This is a genomic window from Marinifilum fragile JCM 15579, from assembly GCF_001310955.1.
Lineage (GTDB): Bacteria > Bacteroidota > Bacteroidia > Bacteroidales > Marinifilaceae > Marinifilum > Marinifilum fragile.
Window position 1 is genome coordinate 56848 of the sequence record NZ_BAZX01000010.1, and the last position, 25163, is coordinate 82010.

General features: G+C 33.9%; 20 protein-coding genes and 1 pseudogene. 7 read left to right on the top strand and 14 right to left on the bottom strand.

Annotated features, from left to right (window positions below):
- Window positions 1–164: 164 nt before the first annotated feature.
- The 3 genes from JCM15579_RS09470 to JCM15579_RS09485 form a co-directional block, all read right to left on the bottom strand.
- Window positions 165–1073: a carboxypeptidase-like regulatory domain-containing protein gene (locus tag JCM15579_RS09470; RefSeq protein WP_054719146.1), complete on the bottom strand. Its 909-nt coding sequence runs from the start codon at window positions 1071–1073 to the stop codon at window positions 165–167.
- A gap of 81 nt (window positions 1074–1154) precedes the next feature.
- Window positions 1155–1403 (bottom strand): hypothetical protein, encoded by a 249-nt coding sequence (locus JCM15579_RS20195; protein ID WP_157471413.1) that lies wholly within the window; start codon window positions 1401–1403, stop codon window positions 1155–1157.
- 1155 nt (window positions 1404–2558) lie between these two features.
- Complete coding sequence (locus tag JCM15579_RS09485; RefSeq protein ID WP_157471414.1) at window positions 2559–2696, bottom strand: hypothetical protein; 138 nt, start codon at window positions 2694–2696, stop codon at window positions 2559–2561.
- 635 nt (window positions 2697–3331) lie between these two features.
- Between JCM15579_RS09485 and JCM15579_RS09490 the strand changes: the two genes are divergently transcribed.
- Entirely contained in the window at window positions 3332–4501 is a 1170-nt protein-coding gene (locus JCM15579_RS09490) for a hybrid sensor histidine kinase/response regulator (RefSeq protein ID WP_054719157.1), read from the top strand.
- A gap of 118 nt (window positions 4502–4619) precedes the next feature.
- Here JCM15579_RS09490 and JCM15579_RS09495 read toward each other — a convergent pair whose 3' ends face one another.
- From JCM15579_RS09495 to JCM15579_RS09520, 7 genes and pseudogenes are all read right to left on the bottom strand, one after another.
- Entirely contained in the window at window positions 4620–4970 is a 351-nt protein-coding gene (locus tag JCM15579_RS09495; RefSeq protein WP_054719160.1) for a four helix bundle protein, read from the bottom strand.
- A 93-nt stretch (window positions 4971–5063) separates the two neighbouring features.
- Window positions 5064–6971 (bottom strand): DUF3858 domain-containing protein, encoded by a 1908-nt coding sequence (locus JCM15579_RS09500; RefSeq protein ID WP_054719164.1) that lies wholly within the window; start codon window positions 6969–6971, stop codon window positions 5064–5066.
- A gap of 206 nt (window positions 6972–7177) precedes the next feature.
- Entirely contained in the window at window positions 7178–9154 is a 1977-nt protein-coding gene (locus JCM15579_RS09505; protein ID WP_054719167.1) for a DUF3858 domain-containing protein, read from the bottom strand.
- Between the two features lie 274 nt (window positions 9155–9428).
- Window positions 9429–10034, bottom strand: coding sequence for an HD domain-containing protein (locus JCM15579_RS09510; protein ID WP_054719170.1), 606 nt, complete (start codon window positions 10032–10034; stop codon window positions 9429–9431).
- Window positions 10035–10170: 136 nt separating this feature from the next.
- Window positions 10171–10788, bottom strand: coding sequence for a DUF2461 domain-containing protein (locus JCM15579_RS09515; protein ID WP_262493506.1), 618 nt, complete (start codon window positions 10786–10788; stop codon window positions 10171–10173).
- Window positions 10760–10834: pseudogene (locus JCM15579_RS22280) on the bottom strand (DUF2461 family protein); the annotation flags it as partial. The pseudogene JCM15579_RS22280 and the gene JCM15579_RS09515, both read right to left, overlap by 29 nt.
- A gap of 12 nt (window positions 10835–10846) precedes the next feature.
- A complete protein-coding gene (locus JCM15579_RS09520) occupies window positions 10847–11191 on the bottom strand; it encodes a DsrE family protein (protein ID WP_054719340.1) in 345 nt (114 codons plus the stop codon).
- Window positions 11192–11494: 303 nt separating this feature from the next.
- Here JCM15579_RS09520 and JCM15579_RS09525 point away from each other — a divergent pair, with 303 nt between their 5' ends.
- From JCM15579_RS09525 to JCM15579_RS09545, 5 genes are read left to right on the top strand one after another with little or no spacing between them, the layout of a single operon-like run.
- Complete coding sequence (locus JCM15579_RS09525) at window positions 11495–12667, top strand: hypothetical protein (protein ID WP_054719173.1); 1173 nt, start codon at window positions 11495–11497, stop codon at window positions 12665–12667.
- A 32-nt stretch (window positions 12668–12699) separates the two neighbouring features.
- Entirely contained in the window at window positions 12700–13998 is a 1299-nt protein-coding gene (locus JCM15579_RS09530) for a YaiO family outer membrane beta-barrel protein (protein ID WP_054719177.1), read from the top strand.
- A gap of 6 nt (window positions 13999–14004) precedes the next feature.
- Window positions 14005–15318: a CotH kinase family protein gene (locus JCM15579_RS09535; RefSeq protein WP_172677408.1), complete on the top strand. Its 1314-nt coding sequence runs from the start codon at window positions 14005–14007 to the stop codon at window positions 15316–15318.
- A gap of 10 nt (window positions 15319–15328) precedes the next feature.
- The gene (locus JCM15579_RS09540; protein ID WP_157471417.1) at window positions 15329–16519 is read left to right on the top strand and encodes a HEAT repeat domain-containing protein; all 1191 of its coding nucleotides are present in this window, start codon (window positions 15329–15331) and stop codon (window positions 16517–16519) included.
- Entirely contained in the window at window positions 16516–17982 is a 1467-nt protein-coding gene (locus tag JCM15579_RS09545) for a glycosyltransferase family 2 protein (protein ID WP_054719189.1), read from the top strand. The genes JCM15579_RS09540 and JCM15579_RS09545 overlap by 4 nt, the downstream gene beginning before the upstream one ends.
- Here JCM15579_RS09545 and JCM15579_RS22425 read toward each other — a convergent pair.
- The 4 genes from JCM15579_RS22425 to JCM15579_RS09565 form a co-directional block, all read right to left on the bottom strand.
- Window positions 17958–20963 carry an ABC transporter substrate-binding protein gene (locus tag JCM15579_RS22425; RefSeq protein ID WP_054719192.1) on the bottom strand — a complete coding sequence of 1002 codons (3006 nt, stop codon included), beginning with the start codon at window positions 20961–20963 and terminating at the stop codon, window positions 17958–17960. The genes JCM15579_RS09545 and JCM15579_RS22425 overlap by 25 nt on opposite strands.
- Window positions 20964–21067: 104 nt before the next feature.
- Window positions 21068–21649, bottom strand: a complete 582-nt coding sequence (locus JCM15579_RS09555) for a DUF3332 domain-containing protein (protein WP_172677409.1) — start codon at window positions 21647–21649, stop codon at window positions 21068–21070.
- A 196-nt stretch (window positions 21650–21845) separates the two neighbouring features.
- Entirely contained in the window at window positions 21846–23087 is a 1242-nt protein-coding gene (locus JCM15579_RS09560) for an ammonium transporter (RefSeq protein ID WP_054719200.1), read from the bottom strand.
- A 38-nt stretch (window positions 23088–23125) separates the two neighbouring features.
- Window positions 23126–23473: a P-II family nitrogen regulator gene (locus tag JCM15579_RS09565; protein ID WP_054719203.1), complete on the bottom strand. Its 348-nt coding sequence runs from the start codon at window positions 23471–23473 to the stop codon at window positions 23126–23128.
- Window positions 23474–24282: 809 nt separating this feature from the next.
- Between JCM15579_RS09565 and hisG the strand changes: the two genes are divergently transcribed.
- A complete protein-coding gene (hisG, locus tag JCM15579_RS09570) occupies window positions 24283–25143 on the top strand; it encodes an ATP phosphoribosyltransferase (RefSeq protein ID WP_054719207.1) in 861 nt (286 codons plus the stop codon).
- Window positions 25144–25163: the final 20 nt, after the last annotated feature.

The following is a 25163-nucleotide window of genomic DNA, read 5'->3' on the forward strand; positions in this document are numbered from 1 at the left end:
TTGGGGTGAGGTAATTGCAAAAAATAAGAGGCACAAACCAATGCACCTCTTTTAATTACTCATTGTTCATTACCAATTGAGAATTTGCTCCTCCTTGTTCATTCTAATTTTAATGAAGGACAAATTCAATTACCTTTCGACTATTCGACTGTTCAACTATTGGATTATTCGACTGTCTCTAACTCAATCTCCAGCACATTGGTTTCTCCCAGTCGATGAATCAGGTCCAGGCTGATGCTTTTGTAGGTAACTGCTTCCACTTTTACGGTATAAGTACCAGGCTCCAGTTTTTTGATTCGAAAACCTCCCTTTTTCCCTTTCACCTCATGATCCAAATCGATGGATTCGATAATCACGTGAGCTTGTGGTACCGGTAATTTGGTGCTTTTGTCCAGAATGGAACCTTTTACAGCCAGTGTACTGGAGTTGGGCTTCTCAATTTCCGAGGCTTCCACATAGGTATGATAGAAATCGGGGTCAGCATCCTCAAACATCGATTCCATCACCTTGTCCAACCTTTCCTGAATGATGTGCAGACCATCTGTATGAGCATCACTTAGGTCTTGTTGGGCAATTTTCTGTTTGCCAATCAAAACCTTTGGTCTTGGAGCCAAGGCTTCGTAGTTGGTAAACAGGGTTTTCAAATCATCCAAATCCTGGGTCGCAAGGCCAGTTTCACCGATTGTTTCAGCCATTTTTTCCAGGTACTGAATGCTGTATTTACTACGGCTAATCAACTTCTCATCCGAAAGCCTATTCAAACTGCCTTCACTGCCTTTAAAATTTGGCAATTCTGCTGTGATCTCATTTTTGATACAATAGTTGTATATCAACATATTGCATTTGGAGAGATGCTTGGCCAATTGACTTTTTACATTCCGTTTGCTAAGGGTAGAGCCCGAATAATCCTGAGTTAGGATTTCCCATGACAGTTCAAACTTGTTGAAGCTGGCAAAGAGGGCATCAAAAATTTCCTTCAGAACAGGAATGGCATCAATTTTTGCCTGGTTTGCGCTATAGAAGTCCTCAAGTCTTCTTTTCATTTCGCGGTAAGTAAAAAATACTCTTTTCATTGTATCAGTAGTTTTAATGACAAGCACTGCATGGGCAGGAACATGTCAGATGAAAAATAATTGGTATGTACAAGTGGTATTTTAGACGATTACAAGTTCGTCAAGCAGGCTATCATTGGATAGTTGAGAGAGTTGGTGGTTTAAAGCAACAGTTATATAGGCTTCTGTGCTAATCCCACAATTTTTTGTATCGCAAACAGGTTGCTCTGTATTCCAAACAGATGCTTTTATATCGTCACCGCACTTTTCTGTGTCATAAACAGGGTCAGCAGTGTAATCCCCAGAATTTTTTGTATCGCAAACGTCTTGCTCTGTATCATCAACAAACATTTTTGTGTCGTCCCTACACTTTTCTGTGTCATAAACAGATCATGCTGTGTCTCCCCGTAACTTTTTGTGTCGTAAACATCTTGCTCTGTATCGTCAACATACACTCTTTGTATCATCCCCACACTTTTCTGTCTCATAAACAAAGACTGCCGTATCATCCCTACAACTTTTTGTATCCTCAACGCATTGCTCTCTATCATTGTCCAATACGCTTTGTATCATTTCAGAATCTTTCTGTATTACAAACACAGGCTTTCATGTCACTCTCGGGCACTTCTCTTGCATTAATAGCAGCATTTCAATCTCTTGCGGTAATTTTAAATATTGGATACATTAAAATTTATTTGTTCATTTAGGGAGACTTTATTTTAATCCGGTGACTTACTGTTTGTCTACAAATTTTTCCATTTATACTACTTGTATGCATGAAAAAATCAATAAGCCACCGGATACTTTTAGTTTCTTTCAATGGGTGATCTTATAGATCTGCCTCTTTCAAGCAATAAGTTTACGCTATACATCATACTTATTTATAAATTACAACAACTGCAAAGTACAATACAAGCGGAAATATATGTTCGTGAGATATATTTAGGCTCATTTAAAGAACCTTATAAATGGAATATCGGTATCCCGATTAATTTGTAGACAATATAAAGGTAAACAAAATAAATTTACACTGACAAATAAAACTTAGAGATTATTTAAAAAAAATTAAAATAATTTAAACCCTTGGAGTAAATTCAATGATACATAAGGCATTCCCCTTTCTCCTTTCACCTTTGACCTTGTTTCTTGGGCTTTGTGCTTTTGAGTTTAAATTGAGAGATCCCTCCACAGGCTCGGGATGACTGTCATGAGTAATGAGTAATTAACAATGAACATTACAGTTTTGAAATCATACGGTTCTCTACGAAACAGCTTCATTTGAGTTCATCTGTGGACAAGACTTATCAGCGAAAATCAGATCTATCATCAACATCTGCGTCTACGCCTTTGTGTTCTTTGTGAAACGCCTTCGTTTGCCTTTGTGGTTAAAATTTACAATCCGTAGCGATCCATTCGTGTTCTTTTTTATTTGTGGAGAATCATTGGAAAAGAATAAAGCCCCAAAGATGAATTCCTTGAGGCTTTTATTATTGAATATTTATTTCTTTAGAAACAAAAATCCAAAACCTTAGCGGCATTTTCCTGGTCACCATTCTCTAAAAGATCCTGGGCCATTTTAATCAATTGATTGTCTGCCGCCCCATTTTTAATAGCTTCCGCTATCTCCTTTGGTAAATTTTCCATATTAAAACATTGTAATAGTAGTGTTATATCAAACAAAGCTATAAAAATAATTTGTACTGTCAAGCTGTCAAATGTGTCAACTTATATTTTTAATGGTAAAATTGGATCATTTCATTATCGAAAACGTTTGATTCGTCTATAGGTAGTCAAAATGTCGCACAGTCCAATAGTCGAATAGTCCGACCGTTGAATGGCAGGAAGCGCTTTCTCCTTTCTACTTGGGATTTTGGCTTTGTGTTTTGGAGTTTAAATTGAGAGATCCCTCGACTAACTCGGGGTGACCACAAAATTGGAATGATAACTGCCTACTGCTAACTACTTCCTGAACTTTTCTTTTCTACGATTCTACCTTTCTACCATTCTACTTTTTCAGACTCTTCAAGACTTTTCACACATTTTGACTATTCAACTGTTCGACAGCAAGAACAAAAGAGGCACCGCCCTATGTACTTCTTGTAATTATTCATTGCTCATTATTAATTACCAATTGTCATTTCCACTTTTTGCCTCTTAATTATCAAATCTTAAAATTAATATGTTATATTTATGCTTTGATTAGGATAAGCCCCCTATAAGTTCTTATTCGTAATCAACTCAATTAATACAACTTAAACCCCTTCAAATAAAATTTGACAATGAAGAAACATCGTATTCTTATCGTTGATGACATCCCTGAAAATATAAAAGTTCTACAAGCAATTCTTTCCGATTCATCTTACGAAATTCAGTATGCGCTGAATGGTAAGGATGCTTTAATGCTTTGTGTGGCAGATAGTTTTGATTTGATATTATTGGATATCATGATGCCTGAAATGGATGGATATGAAGTTTGTAAGTATCTTAAATCAAAAGATAAAACCAAGGATATTCCGATTATTTACCTTACTGCCAAGGTAGACAGTGAGGATATTGTAAAGGGATTTGAATCAGGAGCACAGGATTATGTCACGAAACCCTTTAATCCGCAAGAGCTGATTGCTCGTGTAAATACACATCTTGAACTGAAGCATAAGAATGAATCCTTAAAGTTCATGAATTTGCAATTGGAAGAGCGTGTGGCAGCTCGTACCATGGAATTACAGGAGGCGAATAATGAATTGCAAGAGGCAAATCATCAGTTGTCAAAATTGGAGGATGCCAAGAACGATTTCCTTTCTTTAATGTCAACAGAATTGCGTGAACCATTAAATGGGATCGTGGGTTTTGCTGATATGTTGGAGTTCTCTATCAAGAACAAAACCAACTTAAAATATGTTCGATTTATCAAGCAAGCAGTCGAAAAGTTGATTGGCGTATCTGATATTGCCTTATTACTTTCTGCCTTACGATTCGAACGTTATGAAATGAAAGTACAGGGACTTCCTGTATATGAAATTGTAAAAACGAGTTCTGATAAACTGAAAGGGCTGATTACAGAACGTAAGGTCAAATTGAAGATTGATATTCCTAAAAACTACATCATTCGTGGAGATGAGCGCTTATTGCTGGTTTGTATGGAGAAAATCATTGAGAATGCCATTACAAATACGCCATCGCGTTCCGAAGTGTATGTAGGAGCTGAATTGATGGGGCAAAAAATTAAGGTATTTGTAAAAGATGCAGGAACTCATTTTGCTGCAGGAGAGGTAAATTACACTTTCCGATTCTTCGATTTAGAGAAAAACGAGCGCACCGAAGAATTTAAAAGATTCTCACCAGGATTGGTGGCCGTTAAACTGGTAATGGATTTACACAAGGCCAAAGTAGATGTTGAAAATCTGAAAGAGGGTGGGGTTTGTGTTTCATTTCTGCTTCCGGAGTATTAAAAAAAAGGTCTAAACAGTCAAAAGTCAAACTGTCGAATAATTAAATGTAAATTTTGGCAAAATCATATTAAAGAAAAGCACAATTAGGTTTATTAATTATCTAATTGTGCTTTTCTTATTATTTAAGGTATTTCATCATATTGTATATGCTTCCTGATAAAAGGCGTGATTTTGATTCTAATTCTCGACTTTGATCCAAGGACATGTAATTTAAGTCAAATGCCAAATAACTCATGCTTCGTACTTCACCGCATGAAGCTTTTGCAATATCAAGAAACCGATAAAACTCTTTATCAGAGCTTCTCTCGAATCCTTCTGCAATGTTATTCATTATGGATATTGCTGCTCGTTGCATCTGATTGGTAAAACCCTTATCTTTTATTTGATTACAGTAGTCATAAACCAATCGAACTAAAGATCTGGCATCTTTCCAGATAAGTAAATCTTCAAACTGTTTTATTGTCGCCATTCTTTAATAATTTTAACTTATTCGACTATTCGACTGTGTGACTATTCGACTGTGTGACTGTTTAGACTGTGCGACCGTTTCGACTGTTCACGTTTAAATCTTCTTCAAAACCATCTTAGCCTTATCAGCTCTAACCACTGCTTTTTTGTAATCTCTTAAGTCATCGTATCGTTTTGCCGGTAAATTGAATTTTTTGTATTCCACTTTTCGGATGTAAGTTACTGTGTTACCATCTTGTTTGACTTCACTATAATACTTGCCAAAATCCGAATCAAGCACAACCTTTTCCGGAATACTTTCCATTTCAAAACCATCTGGTAGTGTAAATTGTATGCTGTCAGTATCATAATATTCGCGTGTGTAACAGATATCTGTTTTGCGATCTTTAATCTTTTTGGGAGCCTTATTGGTTCTGTTGATCAAATTAAGAGGAATGAATAAACGATCACCCGATTTGGAAGCATAGTTTCTAATGTCCAATTCAAGCTTTAAAACCGAACTTGGAATTCTTGTTAACTCTTTGGATACTTCATGATTGTTGATTTTAAAATCAGGAAGTTCCAGATCACTATATATTTTCTTTTTCTGATCTTCAGGACTTAAGTGAGAAAGCCCAGCTAGGTATGAGTATTGCAAACCCCTGCATTTTTCTGTAATATTTGCCGTAGCAGTACCATCTGGATTAATAACGATTTCTCCACTTTTATTTTGGGTATTATCTTCCATTTTATATTCTGGCGTTCGAACCAAATGTCCACCATTTTCATTAATGGCAAGTACGGTTCTGTCATCGGTACTCGAACTTAAAAATCCACATGGACTGAATTTATTGGTACATTCCAACCAAACGGTATCCTTTTGTAATGGCACCATTAATATGATGTGGTTTCCAAAGTTTTTAACGAAAGTTGTATCAAGATCACGTTGTTTATTCGCTGATGTGATAATGGTATAATAGGATGGGATATCAACTATCTTAAGAAGCGATTTCATGTAATTCGATAAAGCTTTACAGTCGCCATAGGATTTATCCTGAACATCTTGAGCAGGGAATGGTTGTTGGCTACCGATACCAACTTGGATGCTAACATATCGGGTTTTGTTTTGTAAATATTCATAAAGGGTTTTCACCTTCTCAAATTCCGTTTTGCAATCCTTCACCATTTCTTTTACTTCAGCAACGGTGTTTTCATCCAGAGCATCTCTTCCATGATTTAGTTTAGAGAACCACTTGGCCAATTCATTCCATGAACTTGTATTCCCTTCAATTTTATCGTATTGAAATTTTGTAGGAGCACAAATTAACAAGGGGCCTTGAATTGAATAGGGAGAAGAATAAGGTTCGTGCTTGTATGCTTTCAACTTACTTGCTTTCCATGAATGCGAAGTTTGGCCTTTGATATTAACTACTTCAGGTTCGATTACTGAGCCGTATAGTTTGTGCTTGAAACAAGTAGGATCGCTTGTTACAATTTTGTATGTACTTTCTTGTACCGAACATCTGTAACCGTCATAAGGATACCAACCAGCAATGCTTGTATATTCGTTCAAGCTTTGATTGTATGAATACACAATGGTATATGGATAATTTTTTTGAACTGTTTCATATTGTTTTACCCTGTTATCAGAGAACATCGATTCTCCAGAAGCACTATAGTCATTAATTTCAGAGGATTTTACCTTCTCGATTAACATACCTTCCGCATCATATAAAGCAATTTGCAGGTTGCTTAAAGGCATCGATTTGTCATAGAATGCAACAACTTCAGCAAATTCATCGCCCGATTCGTTGAGAATTGTAATGGCTTTATGGTAAGAGTATTTTAAATTATAGATCGAATTGATTTCAACAATTGTCTCATCAAATCTAATTACGGCATCTGCATTTTCTTTTAGCTCTTCCGGAATATCACTTACCGGGTAAACAGGAGTTTTTTTTGCGGATAGTTGATTTGTACATAGAAATGTCAGGAGCAATAAAAAAATGTATCGGACTTTCATAAGTATTGGTTAAGATTTTTAAAATATCATAAATTAACAATGAACGGAAAGCAAAGATCAATGGTCAGGTTTTATGGAGAAGAGATAAACCAGTGACAATCTTCTTTTAAAAACAGATCACAGATAAGTGATTAACACTCCATTAATTCTTTGCTCTACGGTTCATCACTTCATTAACAATTCATTTGGAATTATTAATGGTATCTCTACATGCGTTTAAGAACCAACATTTCTGCATGCTTGGCTACAATCAGGTTGTAAAATTCTTTTAGGTTAGCATATTCATTATACAAGAATGTTCGCTTGTTAATTTTAAACCTGCTAACCACCATAATTTTATTGCCATTCTGATTTGCTGAATACATGAATTGACCCGATTTTTCAGGAAGATTGATTCTTGCAGGAGCAGGTTTACTTTCTAAAGTATATCCATCAGGCACAGTAAGCTCAAGCATAAAAGTTCTATCAATTGGATAAGTAAAATCAACAGGATACTTTCTTTCTTCCAAAGTGAAAGGGTTTTCTTCAATTTTATTCACGATAAATGGATTGAAATAGATAAGATCATTTACGTTTTCAAGTTCTTCAGTCATTTCAACTTCCATTTTTGAAATAATACTTTTTTCTACCTCCTTAAGATTACTAATTTCAACACTTTCTACATCTATTAGCTTATAAGCTTCATCCATGGTTTCGCGCAGTTCTTCTTCACTTTTATCTTGAATGGCATCTCTAAATTGTAAAGCGGTAAATCCATTTAAAGATAAATCGAGATTGCCTGAAACTACACCATCCTCATCAAGTTTTAGTTTTGCAATTGTGGCTGATTTTGAAATACTACTTGACTTGATGTCTACAAAGAATGAACCTTGGCTACTAATCAGTCTTCCTTTATCATTGATACAACGCTCAGGAAGAAGGTTGCATGGGCAATTGGCATCAGTAGCATCCAAGTAAATTCTATTTTCTCCAACTTTACAACTTGCGATAACATAGTTGAACTTGGATTGACTAGGAGAGAACAGGCTCAATAAACCGTTGCTTCTTGTGCTTAGAATTACAGGATCAGCTTTAATACCCAATTTATTTAGCAGAACCACTAACATTAAATTGATATCAGCAACATTCCCTTTTTTCTCTTTAAACGCAGAGCGTAAAGTGGATGTGGTAAATTTTCCGTAGGAATCGTCCCATTTCATATTGGATTTAATGTAATTGAATGCAGCCAATATCTTTTCTTCATCCGATTTTGTTTTGCTGGTAATTTCAGCAACCACATCTTTTAAAAATCCACCTGTTTTTAACTGTAGCCCAAAATACTCACTTTCCATTAGGGTTTTATTAATCTTATCCCAGTTACCGGTTAAATCTTTGTAAACACCATAATTATTTTTGACTCCAGCAATTTCAAATTCAATGGCTGACATGTAATTTTTACTAGAACTGGTAAAAGGTTCTTTTTTAAAAGCAGGTACATCTTTAATAACGAATCGATATTGGTCAATAGAAAACGTTTTACCATTGTTGAAAGTTCCATTACCAAAATTGTGCTCGTTAATATCAAAAACCAAATATCCCTTTGCATTTTTTTTGTAATCAAAGTACTCAGGAACGTTAACTCTAAACTCACTCCAAATGGTAGGGATACTGTGTTGAAAATACCAAGGATCTATATTCCATGGAATATCAGATGTTATTTGATACATGAATTCAACGACTGATCCTGGTTTAACATTTTCACAGGCTAATTTATAGGTGTAAATATCATCAGAGGATTTCTCAAGAATTTTGTCTTTGCTACTAACTTTCGTTTTTACAATCTGTCCATTTTCCAAATTGTAGGTGCACGCTTTAACTGTTCCCACATTACATTGTGTTTTATCAAAAGAAAATTCAAGGTCTGCATAATCCAGTCCTTCATCTTTTAATATTTTTATCCTGATAATTCTTGTGGAATTGTATTGGAAATCTCCAGTAGTATTCATGTAAGGAATTTCGCTTACTCCATAATCACATAAGTAAACAGCTACGGCAGTACTGTCTTTTTCATATGTTTGCATTTTTAGCTCATCAATACTTACTTTTCCGAATTTAATTGGAGCCTTAGCTGCAAAACCAAAATTACTAATAAAAAGAATTGTTAATCCCAGAAAGATAGTTCTAAGAATCGTAAAATTTTTCATAGATAGAATAGGTTAGTTTACAATGCGGATAATATAGTAAACTAAAATTTAAGAATGAATATATATTAAGCTAAGTGATACCAGTGGCAATTAAAGTACTCTTCTAATTACAATAATATGTAGATGTATTGCTGTTTGTAATTTAAATGTTTATAGCTTAATGGTCAGCAGAATTGAATAGTTACATCTATTTCAATATTTATTTGGCATGCTAAAATTACTAGATGTTAATGACTCTTCGTAAATGTCAAATTTCCAGTAATTATTGAAACTTTTATTTGCAATTATTACAATGCGACAGGAAGTATTTCTTTAGATTCTTTTCTTTAAGAAATTGAAGTACCTTTTTGCCATAATTTGTGAAGTAACAATGATCTTTTAAGAACTCAAGATTCTTATCGCACCAATATTGTTTCGGAATTTCGGTTGAGGTAACCGTTTCTAGTTCTTTAAGCAAAGAAAAACTTCTGGATTCATAATCATCTAAACTGAGATGATACATGTCTGCATCACAAAGAATTTTTTCAAGCTCATTTTTGGGTTTAGGAGGGTAGTGTGTAGCTAAAATGCAATTGATTACCTTGTTTATCTTGGAAACAGGGTAATTCATTTTGCTCAAAAACTCTTCTGCAATTTCAGTTCCGGCTTTTTCGTGCCCAAAATAAGTAACAGCATGCCCAGCATCATGAAACCACGCAGCAATAATTACAATTTCGGTATCACTTGTTGAAAGACCAGAATTTTCTGCTATCAATTTACAAGCTTCTACAACCTCCTTGGTATGTTTTAAGTTGTGATAGCATAGATTTTTAGGCAAGCCACATAACAATTCTGTGACAAACTCTTCAACTTTTAATATGTAGTTTTTACTGTCGTACATTTATTGCTTAATTCTGAAGCTAAATAAGTTATGAATTGGCAAACAAAAAAATGTTTTCTATTAAAAGATGTTATTCTTTGTTAATTTGAAAAAAATGCCGTTCTATTTGTTAAAACGGCATTTCCTGGCTTTTGTTTTATAAATCTTGAACTATTTCGTTTAAGAATCTGTTTAGCGGATACAATGCTTTAAAGGCATTATCAATTTCTTTTACAAATTGATCTGAATTGACCGTTTGATCATCAATCATCTTAGAAACAGCATAGTGCTTGTAATTAAGTAAATCTATATGTTCAAAGTCTTTTGGAAATCCTCTTGGAGCTGTTTTTAGCTTTTCTCCGTACAATGCTGGAAAGTGTTTTTTAAACTCTACATTCTCAATGATTCCCTTAAATTCTTCAGGATGATGAAAAATTTCATTTCGTATGGCTTTTAAAACATTTGAGGCTGGCATATAGCATCCTCCTCCCAGGAAACATTGCTCAGGTTCGATGTGTATATAATAGCCTCCATATCGACTTTTTCTGCCATTTTTAGCCAGGAAAGCTCCAAAATTGGTTTTGTAAGGCTTTTTGTCCTCCGAAAAGCGAACATCTCTGAATATTCTAAACAGACAGTCTTTTGCGTTTAAACCAGAAACACTAGGATCAAAAGTTTTGATTTGTTCTATGCTTAATTCAACAAAAAGTTGAAAATCCTTTTTTGCGGTTTCATACATCTTTTTTGTTGGCGTGAAACCATTCTCTGTTGTTATTCTCTCTAAGTTCTAATAGAAAATCAAATACCGATCTGTTAAGCATTTTTAATACGATTTAGAATGTAATTACTTTATAATCTTTTTGCAGGTATTGAGTTAAAGGTTTTCCCATGTATTTTACCTCTATACCAATTTTCGAGAGTTTGTCGGAAACTTTATACATATCAGCACAAGCTTTGCAAGCATATACATTTATTCCTGCTTCTTTCATTTTCTTAATGTAATCCTGTAAATCCTTGTCTTCACTAAGAAGTTTTGAAGATGGTCCCCAAATTATAAAATTTATTTCGTCCCACCATTCAAATTTTGCTGCATTATATGCATACATGAAAACCATTTTTTCAGCGACTTCTTTATCAGCGCTTGTCCAAATAATTGCTAGTTTATTGTCTTGATTCATTTTAATGTTTGAGGATTGAGAAAGATTATTTTTTGCACTACAATTTACTATTGAATTTGCACTGAAAAAAACTAGTAAGACGAAAACTAATAAAACCTTATTCATGGATGATTAAATTTATTTAATAAATCAAAAAAAACTGTTCAAATAAAAAAAAGTATTCTTTAAAAATTTGCTGATTAATTAAATAGGAAAATAGGCATTATATGGATTAAATAAAAATACTTATCAAAAAAGTATAACTTATTTATGAGACTTTCCGTTAAAAAAGTGAATAATAAGTAATTTTAATATAAAAATTGAATGTGGAAGTTAGTTCGGGTATTGGTTTTTCTCATTTTAATTATTCCAGTAATTTCATGGCTTGCTTGGAAATTGGAAAAAAAGAGACCCATAAATTTACTTGTAATTGATAAAACAACTCCAGAGAAGAATTTCTCGGAGCATTTGTCTTTTTTCTGGGTGGCTAACCAAAGTAAATGGGTTAAACCTACCGGAGAAGAGTATGACTATTCTAAAGATTTTCTAGGCTTTCATCCTGGTGAAAATGGCCAGTACGTAATAAAGGATTTAAAAGTATTCGGCAAGGGAAGTAGCGCACATTTAGCCGATTCATTGGATATTGTATTTTTCGCAGATACTTACGGTATTTACAATTCCAATTGGAAAGATCATCCAGATTATGGAAAAGATACGATCTCACTTTTTTACGGTGGGCTGCAGGCTGAAGAATTTAATCTGCTCCGGGAATTAAAAAGAAAGGGTAAAACCATAATAGCTGAATTTAATTTCTTTGCTTCTCCAACATCCCCGATAATTCGAAAGCAAACCGAACAGCTTTTAGGCGTAAATTGGAGTGGGTGGATTGGTAAATATTATCACTCTTTGGATACATTAATTAATCCAGAAATTCCTCAATGGCTTCCAGAATTATACCGTAAAAATTACAATTCAGAATATCAGTTCCGAAAAGGAGGAATTGTTTTGGTAAATAACAGGGAACAGATTATTATTTTGGAACAGGGTGTACACCTGAATGAAGGATTACCAATTCTAAGATCTGCCTTAAGTACTCAATTGGAGTATAATGTGCCAGAGGAAGTTTACTATCCGTTTTGGTTCGATATCAATGAAGCAGATGCACGAAACCATGTACTGGCAAATTTTGAGATTGATGTGAATGAAAAGGGGAAACGACTGTTGGATTCTTTGAATGTACCCAATAAGTTTCCTGCCATTATTGAACATGATAAGGATTACAAATTCCTTTATTTTGCCTGCGATTTCTCAGATAATAATATGGGGATATACTCTTCTTATTTTCGTGGAATTGAAAACATTAGTAGTGCTTTTTATAGTCCTGATCAGATTAAAGATAGAAAAATGTTTTTTTGGAATTATTATCGACCATTTATGTTGACGGTAATGGATAGTATTAGCGCAAAACAGGAACGCAAAACGAAATATTTGGATTAAAATTCTGAAAGAAAATAACTGATAAATTAAATATGATTAAACTTTTATCTCTCTCATTTGTGATTTCTTTTGCATTGTTGTGTTCAATGAATTTGAACGCTCAGGAAATTGATACGCTTAAGGCAAAGGGTTTTTCTGCGGAATTTAAGAAAGCGCAAGGACTTGCTTTTAATGGCAATCGAGAAGAGGCTCGAAAACTTTGTTATAAGATACTTAAAGGCAAGCCAAATTTTCATGATGCTAGGATTTTAATAGGAAGAACTTTTGCATGGGATAAAAGATATGATGAGGCAAGAAAAGAATTGCATGATGTTTTAGATAAAGATTACGATAATAAAGATGCAATATCTGCATTAATTGATTTGGAGAAGTGGTCTGGAGATCTGTCAAAGGCATTGTTTTACTGTGAATACGGGCAGTCTTTTTATCCAAGGGAGGAAGATTTCTTAATTAAGAAAATAAAGATTCAACAAGAAAAGGGCTTGGATGCTAAATCTTTACAAACTATAAATGAACTGTTGGAAATTAACCCTGGAAATGCTGAAGGGATCAAACTTTTTAAAGCTTATAAATCAGCAACAAGAAAATACTCATTAATCATTCAACATGATTTCGAACATTTCGATGAGCCATATGTTCGAAGATGGCATGTGAGTTCATTTCAAGTTTTAAGAAGAAATTCCTGGGGAAGTTTAATAGGAAAAGTAAATATTGGCGATTTGGTAAAAGAGGGAGAAGCATTGTGGTCAAAGGAAATTTCGAAACAATTTGAAATTGATGCCTATCCACGTATTTCAGCGAGCAATTATATGTACTTGAATTATGGATATTCTCCGGATAATTTATTCCCAGAACATAGAGCTGGAGCCGAGTTTTATCAGAAATTACCTGCAAAGTTTGAAGCATCTGCGGGGATGCGTTTTTTGAGATTCAAAGGCAGTTCCAGTCATAAAAATGTATACATCTACACAGGCTCGCTTGGAAAGTACTACAGAAATTATTGGTTCTCATTGCGAGGGTATTTTACTCCCAAGAATAGTGATGTATCAAGGTCAGTATTATTTATCACCAGAAGATATTTGCGAGATGCAAAACAATATATCGGATTGGAGTTGGGAACAGGAACCTCTCCAGATGATGCAAAAGGAAATGTATCAAATTTTGATACTTATAAATATGATAGTTGGAAAATTCGATTCGCATATCAAGATCAGTTAATTGATAAAAGGTTAACCTATTTGTTACGCGCTGGTTATGAAAGAGAAGAATATTTGGTAAATGAGAAACGTCGAATTCTTACTGTCTCAGTTAAATTGTCATATCAATTGTAAATGCAAATGATGAAGTCTGTACTCCTATTGTTGTGTTTTTTTATTGTGAGTTCTGATTTGTTTGGTTCAAATAATCAGGATGATGATAAGAGTATGGCTGGAAATGAAATATTTGACAGCGAGAAAATTCATGAGATAAGAATTAATTTTTTACAATGTTCTGCATGGGATTCATTGGTAAATCATAAAGAAATCCGCGACTCTTTAAATATAAGTAAGTATTTACAAGGGAATGTTGAGGTAAATGGTAAGAAGTTTTATGTCTGTGGCGTAAGAATAAAAGGTGAGTCGTCATATGATTATTATCCAGGTAGAAAGAAGTCTTTGAAAATAAATTTTGGCAAGTACATTAAAAAGCAAAAGTTAAATGGTTTAAAAACCATTAATCTCAATAATGCTTTTAAAGATCCCACTTTTATGAGAGAAAAATTATACCTCGATTTTATGAGGTCAGAGGGATTGCCTGTGCCAAGATCGACTTATGCAAATGTATATGTAAATGGTGAATTGTTTGGTTTATATGTGCTGGTTGAGGAAATCAATAAAGGCTTTGTAAAAAGAAATTTTGGGAATAATTCTGGTGCATTTTTTAAAGGAGAACCCAAAGCAAGTTTGCTTTATTTAGGCGATAATCAGTTGGATTATGAACGATCGTATAAGATAAAATCAAAGGATAGAAAAGACTATCAGGAATTAATGGATTTTATAAAAACGCTTGATGGCTGTGTTAAATTGAATCAGGAAGCTTTAAAACATCTTGATGAGGTTTTTGATGTATATGAGTGCTTAAAAATATTTGCAATCACTAATTTATTTATGAATACTGATGCCTTGAATTTGTTGCATATTCATAATTACTATTTGTACAAAAATACTTTTGATCATCAATTTAAATGGATTCCTCATGATGGCAATTATGCATTTTGTGCGTTTAGTTCAAAGTTTACTATGCATCAGGCGGAAAATTTAAGTGTTTATTTTATGGATAGCAGCAATGAAAATAGCTTGATGAAAACTGTTTTTGGAATAAAAAAGTACCGTGAGTTCTATACAAACTACATAAAGGAGTTAATGAATAAAAAGTTTACGATAGACCATTTAGAACATGAAATTGATGGGCTTGCCATCAGGCTTAGAAAACATGTTTATCAGGATACAATGAAAATGTATAGCAATTCAGAGTTCGAAAAGAATTTAACAACGCATTTGGGTGATGAGTTAGATCCTGGAGCATTTATCCCAGGATTAAAGACTTTTGCAAAGAAGAGAGTGCAAGCTGTAAAAAGAGAGCTAAATATTAAAGAAAAGAACAGAAATTAGAGTGTTATTATTGGATCAATATATTATTCTATTTGACTTTCAGGAACTGGTGAGCTCAACACTGGCTCTCTTGATTGCTGTATTCGACTTTTTAAGTAATCTAATAGGTCGATTACAAGCTGTGATCAATTATGTTTTTGAGAGTTTGCCTTATAATGCATTGAATCGGTTGATTGTATATATGATACTGATCTTTTTTGTATCGTTGATTATCTTGCTGCCAACAATTTTAATTTCAAAATTATACCTGGCTTATCAAAAGACAAGGTACAATCAAATTCACGTAAAATATTCTCAGATCATTATCGATTACCTAATTGGAAACAAAGGGGTCCATGATATTAATGATAGGGATAAGCTAAAATCAAGTCGATTTCATCGGAATGTAATGATTGATGTTTTAATGGCAATTGATAAAGCCGAAAATAAGGCTGTAAGTGATAGGATAAGAGCTTTGTATCTGGATTTAAAACTGAATCAGGAATCAATTCGAAAACTGGATAAGTTTTCCTGGAACAAAAAGATTTTTGGAATTCGCGAATTGAGTCACATGAGGGTAAAGTCTGAGAATCAAAAAATTATTTCTTTTCAGCAGAAAAATAATGATGTATTGAGGATAGAATCACAAATGGGATTGATAAAACTCTTACCATATGTTCCTTTCGCATTTTTGGATTCTCAGGAGAAACCTTTTACAGTTTGGGAGCAAATTAATGTGTTTGATTTGATACGTAAAAACAGGATTGAAATTCCTGAGTTTCATTTGTGGTTAGAACATTGGAATGATTCGGTGGTTATGTTCTGCTTGGATATGATTAGAATATTAAAACAAAAGCAGGCGGCACCAAAGGTTTTGGAGTTAATATATCATGACAATGACTATGTAAAAGGAAAAGTGATTAAAACTTTAATCGACTTGGAAAGTTATGAGGCAATTTCAAAGCTTAAAGAAATATATTATTTGGAAGAATTGCCAAATCAGTTGAATATACTGAGATCCATTGGGCAGTTAAAAATGGAATCGGAAATAAACTTTTTGGAAGATAAACTGAAAAGCAATGAATTTAAGATTAGGATGGAGGCCTGTAAGTCAATTGCTAAAATTGGGGAAACAGGCGTTGCCAGGCTAAATGCTTTATCAGTAAATGCTGATGAAGAATTAAAAGGGATTATCAACCACGTACTAGATCCTAGAATATGAATTACGATGAGTTAATTAGATTTATTAGTTATTTCCTGGATAAGGTATTTATATCTTATGCATTCTTATTGATATTTAGTTATACAGGACTAAGTATTGTTTCGGGTATAGCCTTAAATTACTATCTGAAAAAGAACAGTTTTGTTGATTATAGTGTAATTCTAGATTCTCCTCTTGCTCCGTCGGTTTCAGTTTTGGTGCCTGCTTTTAACGAAGCAAAAACCATTGTCGATAATGTAGAGTCTATATATACAATACACTACAATAATTTCGATGTAATTGTAGTAAATGATGGAAGTTCGGATGACACATTTGAAGAGCTGCAAAAAGCATTCAAGTTAGAGCGGGTTAATTTTGCAATCAATCATGAAATAGAAACAAAAGAGGTTCGAGGAGTTTACAAATCGCAGCTTGAAACTTACTCAAACTTAATAGTTGTTGACAAAGAGAATGGAGGAAAGGCCGATGCTTTAAATGTAGCAATTAATGTTTCTGATAAAGACTTATTTATGGCTATTGATGCTGATTCGATTTTGGAACCGGATGCAGTATTAAAGTTGGTGAAACCATTCTTGGAAAGAACAGATAGAAGAGTAATTGCAGCAGGAGGTGTTGTTCGCATTGCAAATTCGTGTGTAATTGAAAATGGAAGAATAGCAGAGGTTTGTGTGCCAAAGAATTTATTGGCTAGAATGCAGGTTTTGGAATATACACGATCATTTTTAATGGGACGAATGGCTTGGGCCAAATTAGATGGTTTGATTATTATTTCAGGTGCCATGGGAATGTTTGATCGGGATGTTGTAGTGCAAAGTGGCGGATATGCTCATACCATTGGAGAAGATATGGAGTTGGTGGTTCGAATCCGTCGTTATATGTCAGAGCAAAGAGAGAAGTACAAAATAGAATATGTACCTGATCCATTGTGCTGGACGGAGGCCCCATCGGACGTTTCTACTTTTGGACGTCAGAGAAGTCGTTGGACAAGAGGTACAATAGAAACTTTAACCGATCATTCGAAAATTTTCTTTTCACCAAGATATGGTGCCATGGGAATGTTGGGATATCCATTCTGGTTTTTGTTTGAATGGCTGGCTCCTTTGGTTGAAGTGCTTGGTATCATTTATGCAATTGTTCTGTACTTTACAGGCAATCTAAGCTTGAATTTTATTCTGATAACCTTTCTTTTTGTATACACATTTGCCTTATTTTTTACAACCTGGGCAATTCTTTACGAAGAATTGACTTTCCATAGATACGAAAAGAAAGGAGATGTATTCCGATTGTGGATTGCAGCTCTTTTGGAACCATTTATATTACACCCAATATCTTTATTTTTCTCTATTAAAGGTAACATTCAATATGCCAGAGGGAATCGAAATTGGGGTAAAATGGAACGTAAAGGTTTTAAACACAAGCAAGGTTCAAAATCAAAGCTTCAATTGCTCGCGAATAAGAAGTGATCGATTTTATTTAATAATTTTTCTGAGTTTAAAGGCTTTGAGAAAAAGTCATTACAACCTGCCGATAATGCTAGTTTCTCATCATTTTCTGTTGCATAGGCTGTTTGCGCTATAATGGGAGTCTTTTTAAGATTTTTTCTGATTTCTTTGGTGGCATCTAATCCATTCATTTCAGGCATTTGAATATCCATTAAAATTAAGTCTGGGTGATATCCCGATTTGCATAAATCTACAGCCTCTTTGCCATTTTTACATATTGTGATATTTGCACCTGTGTTATCAAGTAATTCCTCCAGAAAACTAATATTAATATCCACGTCATCAACAATGAGAATTTTTTTTCCATTCCAGGAAAACCTACTTTGTTGATGATTGTTTTCATTTAGTTCGATTTCTTTTTTTTGTATTGGAATATAGAATTGAAATTTGGAACCTTTATTTTGGTTAGAGTCAAGTATTAATCTTCCGCCCATCAGTTCAATAATACCTTTTGAGATTGGCAAACCAAGTCCAACCCCTCCAAATTGTTTAGTATATACATTTTCTATTTGCCCAAAGCGTTCAAATATGATATCATGCTTTTCTTTAGGTATTCCTATTCCTGAGTCTTCTACAACGAAAAACAATTTCGATTCAATTAAGGTAGAACTAATTTTAATAAATCCTTCTTTGGTAAACTTCAGAGCATTATTGATTAGATTAATCAAAACTTGTTTAATTTTACCAAGGTCAGAATCGATTTGATCGAATTCTGTTGGTACATTATTTATAAATGAAATTTCTAGATTTTCTTTGTGATATTTTGGCTTTTCAATTTTAAATAATGCGTCCAGATCGCTAAAGAGTTTTGAGATGGAGAAAGTAGCTTTGACTATTCTTAATTGGTTGACTTCTAAATAAGATATGTCTATTATGTTGTTGATGATTTCCAATAGCTGGCTCCCATTTTGATGCAAAATATCAATATACTGTTCCTTCTTGGCTTGTGATAGATTTTCTTTTAATAATAATTGACTAAAACCTAATATTCCATTCATAGGAGTACGGATTTCATGACTCATATTGGCAAGAAATGCTGACTTTAATCGATCACTTTCTTCTGCTTTTTCAAGTGCTACCTTTAGTTTGTTTTCGGCTTGTTTTAGGGGGGAGGTATCTATAAGAAATCCTAGGAATTCATCATCATGAATTTTCACAGCACTAATGAATGCTGGAAAATTCCTATTTTCAACAGACTTAACCATAACTTCTCCTTGAATTTTCCCTGATTCCAAAAGTTGTTTCATCATCTCAACGTTTTTTGCAAGTTGCCATGAGGAGAAAAAATCTTTTATGTAGTAATTAATTTCCTCAGATTCTACAATATCTAAGAGCTTTAGAAAGGCAGGGTTTGCAAACTTGAGTTTGGTGTTTTTATCAAATATTACGAGGCCATTAGGAGATTCTTCAATGTAGGTTCTAAGTTTGTATTCGCTTGCGATTAAGGCTTGCTCGATCTCTATTCTCTGGCTAATATCATTCATGAGCCAAATTTCTTTACCATCGAAACGGTAGGCGTGAAATTCAACTTGTTTTATTTTCCCTGATTTAGTTATAATGGATGTGATTGTTGGATTTTTAAAATTTTGGGATTTGTTGGTCGTGTAAATTTTATAATTTATTTCTTTTTGATCTCTGTAAATTGTAGTAAACCAAGAATTAATATCGGGAGTATCTTCGTTGGTATATTCGGTTATTTCATAGGCTTTTTTGTTGGTGAATAAAACTTCCCCTTCTACGAGAATAGCTCCGGAAGGTAAATTTTCAATTACCTCTCTAAAACGTTTTTCAGATTTAATTAATTCCTCATTTTTCAGCCTAATATTAGCGGTTTGTCGGTCAACAGCTTTTTTTAATTGTTTATTAAAAATGTATAGATACAGTAAAATTATAACAGCAATTGATATTGTAATAATAGAGATGATTAGTGCCCATTTTAACCATGTTGGAGTTTTAAATTGTTCTCGCTTATAAATAAAACCACTTAAATCATAATTTGTAGAAATCATACCCATCTGAGCACAAATTCTTGCAATATTATCTAGTCTGCCTGGATTAATATGTCCGATTTCGACATAATCATTTAAAATCAACTTTTGAATTTGTTTTGCTTCGAATTGAAGGTGTTGTTTACTTTTGTTTACTCCGTAAGTGTTAATAATGATATCGATGATTTCATCTTGATTTTTTAATGCATAGGCCCAACCTTTTTTTGTGGCTCTAATAAATGCATCAACTCGTTTCGGGTTATTTTTAACTTCATTTTCAGTTGTAAATATTCCATCACCGTAAAAGTCAATACCATAGTTTTGAGGATAAATGATTGTATAATCAATTCCTTGCTCACTTAAAAAATAAGGTTCGTTTGTCGAGTAGGCATTTAAAACATCTGTTTTGCCAGTAATTAAATCATTAACATTGTAGGTGGTGGTTAATCTAAGTATATTGTCCAAAGGAATTCCTTCTTTGTAGAAAATAGCTAATAGTTCAGGATCTCTATATTCATCCAGAAGCATTACTCGTTTGTTGATAAGGTCATGAGCTGTATTTATCCCTGACTTCTTTAGGCTAAGGAATATAGATGGAGAACTTTGAAAGATAGAGGCAAGAAGTACAACTGGTTTGTTATTAATACGCTCAATAAGGATATCATTTGCACCTACACCGTATTCAGCATCGCCCTGCAAAACAATTTCTACTGCGTTAACCGTCCCACCTTCTAAAAGTTCTACATCTAAACCTTCATTTTTATAAAATCCTTTGTGCAGTGCAGCATAATATCCTGCGAATTGAAATTGGTGATAGTATTTTAGTTGTAATCTGATTTTATCAAGGATTGGTGCTTTTGTCGGTTCGTTTGCTTGAGAATTGAGAAAAAGCAAAAGAAATATAAGAGTTAAGATCAGATTAAACGAGAGGAATGGTATGGGTGATTTGTTCATGTTAACAGCATTTTACGTGCTGTTAATAAAGTTACATTTATAGTATGGAGCATCAAAATTTTGAGAAAGAAAAATCCCCGACTTTTAAAAGTCGGGGAGGAGTGTTATTTCATTGCCCAATTGATGGAGTTGGAATTAACCTGTTCTTTAATTAATGCTAAATCATAGTTGTTTGGATTAACCTGAATCATCTCGCCATTTGGCTTGTAGATTTCGATTAGATTAGCTTCTTCATTTAAACTTACTAATTTTTGTAATTCTTTGTCACCATCCTTTAGGCTCCAGCTTGAACTAGTTGGGTCGTAAACCAATTCCGCAAAGTTGCCTTTGTTTGGACCTTGTAGCTGTTCGATGTGAAATTTATTTTTTGTAGCTGTGATTCTGTATTTTTTACCATCTTTTTTCACAACCTGAACATCTTTTTCACCTTCTTTCATTGCTATAGGATTATCTCCTGACCAAAACTCAATGGTATTTAAAACCAATCCATCAACTAGAACAGCAACCTCGTAAACAGGAATTACAACAAATGCAAAAAATACCAATGCATTTGTAAATTTATCTCCTACAGTTCCATTCCATTCATGAAGGTTTTTGGTCAAACGAAAAGGTCCGTAACAGCCTGTTTGTCCAATGCTAAGAGTGAAGAATAGACAAGCTAATAAGAAAACATTAATCTTTTTCATGTTCATCAATTTAATTTATTAATATGTTATTTTTAAAATCCTTACTTCTTGCAAAAGAACGCCAAATAAAATTAAATATTGTTATTCATTTTGTTTTTCCTCACATGAAATTACAAAGTTTTTTTTATTAAAAAAAGATGATGGAAGAATCTTACTTCACATCATCTTTATTGAGAAACGAGTATTTGTTTGGTAATTAATGGTATGCTTTTTCGCCGTGCTCGTAAATGTCCAGACCTTCTTCTTCAACAATTGCCGGAACCCTTAAACCTATTGTCTTATCTAATAATTTAAATAAGATATAAGCAGTTCCTAATGCCCAGGCTGCAATTGCTAAGACACCTAAGGTTTGAATTCCAAGAAGTTTAAATCCACCTCCATATAATAGTCCGTCATCAGTGGCAAAAATTCCTACTAAAAGAGTTCCCAGTGCTCCATTCACGCCGTGTACGGTTATTGCACCTACAGGATCGTCAATTCTGAGTATTTTATCGATAAACTCAACAGAAAAGACAAGTGTTATACCTGCTAAAATACCAATTAATATTGCAGCTTGAGGTGTAACAATATCACATCCGGCAGTAATGGCAACTAGTCCTGCTAACGCACCATTTAAAGTTAACGAAAGGGTTGGGCGTTTATATCGTAACCAGCTTACCATTAGGGCTGCAATGGTTCCACCTGCTGCTGATAGGTTGGTTGTTAAAAAGATATGAGAAATAGCAGCCGTATTGTCTGTTCCTGAGGCAGCTAACTGAGAACCTGCATTAAATCCAAACCATCCGAACCACAGGATAAATACTCCGAGAGCGGCAAAAGTTAAGTTATGTCCTGGAATTGCATTTGCTTTTCCATTGTATTTACCTATACGTGGTCCGATTAATGCAGCACCTACTAATCCCATCCAAGCACCAACTGAATGTACAACGCTTGATCCTGCGAAGTCGTGGAAGCCAAGATTGCTTAACCAACCGCCTCCCCATACCCAGTGGCCTGAAATAGGGTAAATTATGGCAGTGGTGATAATACTGAAAAATAGATAGGTTTTAAATTCTGTTCTTTCTGCTACAGCTCCGGACACAATTGTGGCTGCTGTTGCTGCAAATACTGTCTGAAACATTAGAAATGAATAGTCAATTTGAGGACTTGTTTCTTCCAGAAAGGGAAGTCTTCCAATTAATCCTCCTAAATCGGAACCAAACATTAAGGCATATCCAATTAAGAAGAATGAAATTGATCCTACGCCAAAATCCAGTAAGTTCTTCATAAGGATATTGGCTGTGTTTTTAGCTCTTGTAAAACCCGCTTCTGCCATGGCAAAACCTGGTTGCATAAACATTACTAATGCTGCCGATAGTAGCACCCATACTACATCTAATGAATGACTGGTTGCCGTAATTGTTGATTGTATTGTGTTTAAACTCAGAGTTTCTTCCATCATAATAAATTTAAATTCGTGATTAATTAAGGTTGGCTCTATTCTTCATCGTATAAGGAGCGATCTCCAGAATCTCCCGTTCTGATTCTGTAAGCATCAAGAACTTCGTAAATGAAAATTCTTCCATCTCCTATTTCTCCTGTAAATGCATTTTCATGGATGCACACAATGCAACTGTCTACAAATTTGTCTCTTACAATAAAAGATACCAAGGTTCTCTCAATACTACTTGTATCATACTTAATTCCTCGGTATACTCTCTCTTCTACCGATTTACCTACACCTCTTACATCCCAAAATGTCAGGTAGTCTATACCTATTTTGTGTAGCCCTTTCTTAACGTCTTCAAATTTAGTTTTGCGAATAATAGCTTCGATCTTTTTCATAAACTTTTCTTTTATAAGATTTTAATTTAAATGAGTCTTCTAATTTGAAACACCAAGGTTCCCCGGATTAAGGAACCTTGGGTTTCATGTTTAGACCAAGCGTAAATTCGACTGTTGTCGAAAAATTGAAGAAATTAACAGTTTTTGATGTCTTGAGTAAAGCAGGTGTGCTTTATCTTCTGAATTCCGAAAATTGATTTTCATGTGGTTAATAATGGTTTTTAATAATAGTTAGCAATTTTTAGTTTTTTCTTAAGCAACCCTTTCTTAAAAAGGGGGACGTATTAAATAATTGTGGTTTTTTAATAAATACACCTGTTTTTTTCAGAGGTTGCTTTTGTAAAAGTATTAAAAATTTCACGCCAGCAAATAAAAATAAGGGGTTCTTTTCTTGAAAACTGTATTTTTTAAAATTATATCGTTTCCGAAGAGGGGGTGTGTTCAATTATTTTGTTTTTTCAGAGAATAACCTTATAAAATAATAGGGGGTGAGTTAGAGAATAGAGATATTTATGTGGTATCAATTTAGAATAGAATCTATGTGTCTAAATCGTTAACTTTTCAATATTCTTGAAAAAAGATTTGTCTGAAAAAAAATAAATGCTAATCTTTGCTCCACACAAAAAGAACAAAAAATGAAGTTTATTGCATTACATCATCGTCATCATCATTTTACTTACCCGCAGGTGAGCTGACGATGTTATGCCTTATTCTAAAAAGATATTTTAACTAACATTATTAATGCCCGCCTGATTCAGGTGGGCATTTTTTTTACCCGTGAAGAATCAGGTGGTCTCAAAATTTTAATCATGGGTGAAAAATTAAAAATTGCAGTTCAAAAGTCAGGAAGACTTAAAGAAGATTCTCTTAAAATCCTTAAAGAATGTGGAATTTCTATCGATAATGGAAAAGATCAATTAAAAGCCAGTGCTTTTAACTTTCCATTGGAAGTTTTGTATCTTAGAAATTCGGATATTCCTCAGTATGTGGAAGATGGGGTGGCTGATATTGCTATTTTAGGTGAAAATGTTGTAATAGAAAAACAAAAAGAACTGGAAATATTACAGAAGCTTGGTTTTTCGAAATGCAGGTTGGCAATGGCATTACCCAAGGATGTTGAATACAATGGCCTGGAGTATTTCAATGGAAAAAAGATCGCAACATCTTATCCAAACTCTCTTCAACTATTTCTTGATGAGAATAATCTGAATTGTGATATACACGTTATTTCTGGTTCGGTGGAAATTGCTCCAAATATCGGTTTGGCCGATGGTATTTGCGACCTTGTAAGTTCAGGAAGTACCTTATTTAAAAATGGACTGCAGGAGGTAGAACAAATTCTAAAATCAGAAGCTTGTTTGGTTGCCAATAAAAATATATCAGGTATAAAACAGGCAATTCTAGACAGACTAATGTTCCGATTGAAATCTGTTTTGGCAGCTAAGAATAATAAATACATTCTTTTGAATGCTCCAAATGAGAAGGTCAATGATATCATCGAAGTATTACCTGGAATGAAAAGTCCTACAATTATGCCATTGGCTCAGGAAGGATGGAGTTCTTTACACTCTGTAATTAACGAAAATGACTTTTGGGGAGTAATTGACCAGTTAAAATTGAATGGCGCCGAAGGTATTTTAATCATCCCAATTGAAAAGATGGTACTCTAACATTTAAATAGAAAAAGACT

What these genes read in the sequence shown, in the direction of transcription:
- JCM15579_RS09495 (WP_054719160.1), bottom strand. Translation starts at nt 4,970, where the DNA reads ATGGCGACAATAAAACAGTTTGAAGATTTACTTATCTGGAAAGATGCC.
- JCM15579_RS09530 (WP_054719177.1), top strand. Translation starts at nt 12,700, where the DNA reads ATGATTAAACTTTTATCTCTCTCATTTGTGATTTCTTTTGCATTGTTG.
- hisG (WP_054719207.1), top strand. Translation starts at nt 24,283, where the DNA reads ATGGGTGAAAAATTAAAAATTGCAGTTCAAAAGTCAGGAAGACTTAAA.
- JCM15579_RS09555 (WP_172677409.1), bottom strand. Translation starts at nt 21,649, where the DNA reads ATGAAAAAGATTAATGTTTTCTTATTAGCTTGTCTATTCTTCACTCTT.
- JCM15579_RS09535 (WP_172677408.1), top strand. Translation starts at nt 14,005, where the DNA reads ATGATGAAGTCTGTACTCCTATTGTTGTGTTTTTTTATTGTGAGTTCT.
- JCM15579_RS09560 (WP_054719200.1), bottom strand. Translation starts at nt 23,087, where the DNA reads ATGGAAGAAACTCTGAGTTTAAACACAATACAATCAACAATTACGGCA.
- JCM15579_RS09500 (WP_054719164.1), bottom strand. Translation starts at nt 6,971, where the DNA reads ATGAAAGTCCGATACATTTTTTTATTGCTCCTGACATTTCTATGTACA.
- JCM15579_RS20195 (WP_157471413.1), bottom strand. Translation starts at nt 1,403, where the DNA reads ATGTTTGTTGATGATACAGAGCAAGACGTTTGCGATACAAAAAATTCT.
- JCM15579_RS09510 (WP_054719170.1), bottom strand. Translation starts at nt 10,034, where the DNA reads ATGTACGACAGTAAAAACTACATATTAAAAGTTGAAGAGTTTGTCACA.
- JCM15579_RS09505 (WP_054719167.1), bottom strand. Translation starts at nt 9,154, where the DNA reads ATGAAAAATTTTACGATTCTTAGAACTATCTTTCTGGGATTAACAATT.
- JCM15579_RS09545 (WP_054719189.1), top strand. Translation starts at nt 16,516, where the DNA reads ATGAATTACGATGAGTTAATTAGATTTATTAGTTATTTCCTGGATAAG.
- JCM15579_RS22425 (WP_054719192.1), bottom strand. Translation starts at nt 20,963, where the DNA reads ATGAACAAATCACCCATACCATTCCTCTCGTTTAATCTGATCTTAACT.
- JCM15579_RS09565 (WP_054719203.1), bottom strand. Translation starts at nt 23,473, where the DNA reads ATGAAAAAGATCGAAGCTATTATTCGCAAAACTAAATTTGAAGACGTT.
- JCM15579_RS09520 (WP_054719340.1), bottom strand. Translation starts at nt 11,191, where the DNA reads ATGAATCAAGACAATAAACTAGCAATTATTTGGACAAGCGCTGATAAA.
- JCM15579_RS09470 (WP_054719146.1), bottom strand. Translation starts at nt 1,073, where the DNA reads ATGAAAAGAGTATTTTTTACTTACCGCGAAATGAAAAGAAGACTTGAG.
- JCM15579_RS09490 (WP_054719157.1), top strand. Translation starts at nt 3,332, where the DNA reads ATGAAGAAACATCGTATTCTTATCGTTGATGACATCCCTGAAAATATA.
- JCM15579_RS09485 (WP_157471414.1), bottom strand. Translation starts at nt 2,696, where the DNA reads ATGGAAAATTTACCAAAGGAGATAGCGGAAGCTATTAAAAATGGGGCG.
- JCM15579_RS09525 (WP_054719173.1), top strand. Translation starts at nt 11,495, where the DNA reads ATGTGGAAGTTAGTTCGGGTATTGGTTTTTCTCATTTTAATTATTCCA.